1 protein-coding gene and 1 pseudogene are annotated in these 2,612 nt (G+C 75.6%); both read left to right on the top strand.

Annotated elements, in window-relative coordinates; translation table 11 throughout:
- Positions 1–145: 145 nt before the first annotated feature.
- Positions 146–2,089 carry a helicase-related protein gene (locus HMPREF3159_RS04545; RefSeq protein ID WP_246821477.1) on the top strand — a complete coding sequence of 648 codons (1,944 nt, stop codon included), beginning with the start codon at positions 146–148 and terminating at the stop codon, positions 2,087–2,089.
- Between the two features lie 26 nt (positions 2,090–2,115).
- Positions 2,116–2,612 (top strand): annotated as a pseudogene (locus tag HMPREF3159_RS04540) (hypothetical protein); the annotation flags it as partial.

Genomic DNA, 2,612 nt, shown 5'->3' with positions numbered 1-2,612 from the left:
GGTCGAGGAGGCGATCGCCCGCTTCGGGGATCCCCGCGGCGAGCAAGGGGGCCCGCGGAACCACGGTCCGGGCTCGGGACGTGACGACTCGCGCCACGAGGGCGGTCGGCACGGCGGCTCTCGCGGCGGGGCCGGTGGCCGTCCGATGCGCCGCCCTGAGGTGGTCGAGGTGCTCGATGATGCCGCGCTGCTGCCCGCGATCATGTTCATCTTCTCCCGCGCCGGCTGCGAGGGCGCCGTCCAGCAGTGCGCCCGGGCCCGCCTGCGCCTGACCGACGACCACGAGCGCGGCGAGATCCGCGCCGTCCTCGACGAGCGCCTCGCCGAGATCGGCGTCGAGGACGAGGAGGTGCTGGGCCTGCGCGCCTTCCGCCGCGCCGTCCTGGACGGCTACGCCGCCCACCACGCCGGGATGCTGCCGCTGCTGAAGACCCTCGTCGAGGAGCTCTTCGCCCGCGGGCTGCTCAAGGTCGTCTTCGCCACCGAGACCCTCGCCCTCGGCATCAACATGCCGGCCCGCTCCGTGGTGCTCGAGAAGCTCGTGAAGTTCAACGGCGTCGAGCACGCCGACCTCACACCGGGGGAGTACACCCAGCTCACGGGACGTGCGGGACGGCGCGGCATCGACACCGAGGGGCATGCCGTGATCGTCGGCGGGCCGCGCTTCGACGCCCCGGCCGCCGCCTCCCTCGCCTCGCGCCGCACCTACCCGCTGCGCTCCGCCTTCCGCCCCACCCCGAACATGGCGGTGAACCTGCTGGACCGCTTCGACCTCTCCCGCGCCCGCGAGACCCTCGAGACCAGCTTCGCCCAGTTCCAGGCGGACCGCTCCGTGGTGGGCCTCGCCCGGCGCGCCCGCGAGCTCGAGGACACCGTCGAGGACTACCGTGCGGCGGTGACCTGCGAGCGCGGCGACCTGCTCGAGTACGCCGGGATCCAGGAGGCGATCAGCGCGCGGGAGAAGGAGCTCTCCCAGGCCCGGGCCGCCGCGGACCGCGACCGCACCCGCAGCGTGCTCGGCAACCTGCGACGCGGCGAGATCATCGCGCTGCCCGGCGGGAAGCGACGCGGATACGCCGTCGTGCTCGACGTGGACCGCCACGTCCTCGGCGGCCCCCAGGTGGACCTGCTGGACACCGAGGGACGCCGCCGCAGCCTCCGCCCCGGGGACGTGCCCTCCCCGCCCGCGGTCATCGACACCCTGCGCCTGCCGCGCCCGGAGGCGCTCGGCAGTGGCAAGGTGCGCAAGGACACCGCCTCCGCGCTCCGACAGCGCCTGGCCGGCCAGGATGACGACGCCCGCCGCGAGGTGCGCCGGCGCGCCGGGCGCACCCCCTCCACCGCCGCCCAGGACCCCCGCCTCCAGGAGTTGCGCGCACAGCTGGCGGAGCACCCCTGCGCGGCCTGCCCCGACCTAGAGTCGCATCTGCGTTGGGTGGGCCGGTGGCGGAAGTCCCGCGGAGAGCTCGAGGGCGTCCAGCGCCGCATCAGCGGACGCACCAGCTCGCTGGCCCGCCGCTTCGACCGCCTCACCGACCTGCTGCTCGAGCTCGGGTATCTCGAGCACGCGGGCGAGGACGGGGAGGAGCTCGTGCCCACCGCGAGCGGGATGCGGCTGCGACGCCTGTTCAGCGACCGGGACCTGCTGATCGCCGAATGCCTCGAGCACGGCGCATGGGACGGCCTGGACGCGGCGGGGCTCGCCGCCGTGGTCTCCGCCGCCGTCCACGAGACCCGCCGTGACGACCGTGCGCCGGAGCTGATCGCCGATCCCGCCGTCGGCGCGGCGCTCGAGGCCTCCAGCAGGATCGCGGCCGAGCTGCAGTCCGCCGAGGCGCGGCACGGCATCGACCCCACCCTCCCGCCGGATCCCGCGATCGCGGCGATCGTGCACCGCTGGGCGCGCGGCGCGCACCTGGCCGCCGCGCTCGAGGGCAACGACCTCCCGCCGGGCGACTTCGTGCGCCACTGCCGTCAGGTGATCGACCTGCTCGACCAGCTCACCGCCGACGAGCGCCTGGGCAGGACCGCGCGCGCCGCGATCGACGGCGTGCGCCGCGGCCTGGTCGCCCAGGAGATCGGCCGATGAGCGTTCTCCCAGGGGGAGCGGGGAGGATGAGACATGTGAGTGCCCAGAACCAGCCTGCACGGCCCCCCTCGCAGTCCACGGCGCCCGTCCTCTACACCGGCATCGTCCTGTACAGCGCGGACGACCCGGAGGCCTCCGCGATGCTGGTGGCCGACGGGCTGATCGCCTGGACCGGCCCCGAGGACAGCGCTCTCGTGCTCCACCCGGAGGCCGAGCGCGTGGACGCCACCGGCTGCCTGGTCACCCCCGGCTTCGTCGATGCCGCCGCGACCGCGGACGGCACCGATCCCGACCCGGCCGGCGACGCCGCCGCGGGCGCGCACGGGATCGTGCTGCGCCTGCCCGGGCCGACGGGGACGCGCGAGGGCGTGCAGGTGATCGCCCCCGTCACCGAGGATGCCCCCTTCCTCGACCTCGTCAGCGACGGCACCCCGCTCGCCTTCGGCTCCGCGGGCCGGGACGAGGCCGCCGACCCGTGGACCTGGGTCCGCGCCGCCGCCCGCACCGCCCCCGCCGCGCAGCG

The organism is Brachybacterium sp. HMSC06H03 (genome assembly GCF_001807385.1).
In the GTDB taxonomy this organism is placed as follows: Bacteria; Actinomycetota; Actinomycetes; order Actinomycetales; family Dermabacteraceae; genus Brachybacterium; species Brachybacterium conglomeratum.
The sequence above is the reverse complement of the archived record's forward strand: the minus strand, read 5'-3'. Positions and strand labels throughout refer to the sequence as shown.